This is a genomic window from Burkholderia stagnalis (assembly GCF_902830275.1).
GTDB classification, from domain to species: Bacteria; Pseudomonadota; Gammaproteobacteria; order Burkholderiales; family Burkholderiaceae; genus Burkholderia; species Burkholderia stagnalis.
On sequence record NZ_CADESW010000122.1, the window covers coordinates 1 to 232 of the forward strand.

The following is a 232-nucleotide window of genomic DNA, read 5'->3' on the forward strand; positions in this document are numbered from 1 at the left end:
TGTCGGACCTGCACATCATTCAGGCCTTCGGTGGCGCTGAAGCTGGTGCTCCAGGTATGACCGCCATCGATCGAATATTCGACGACCGCGCCGGTTTCGACGCCGGTCAGGTTCAGCGTGCCGACATTGGTGATGTGATCAACAGCGCTGCTGCCGGAATCGGTGGTCAGCGCAACACCGGGGGCGGTGGCCGACGTATCGAGCATGAAGCTGAACGACGTCGCCGACGACG

1 protein-coding gene is annotated in these 232 nt (G+C 62.1%); it reads right to left on the bottom strand.

Annotated features, from left to right (window positions below; all coding sequences use genetic code 11):
• A partial coding sequence (locus HWY45_RS36515) for a hypothetical protein (protein WP_176118537.1) occupies positions 1 to 232 on the bottom strand: 232 nt, incomplete at both ends.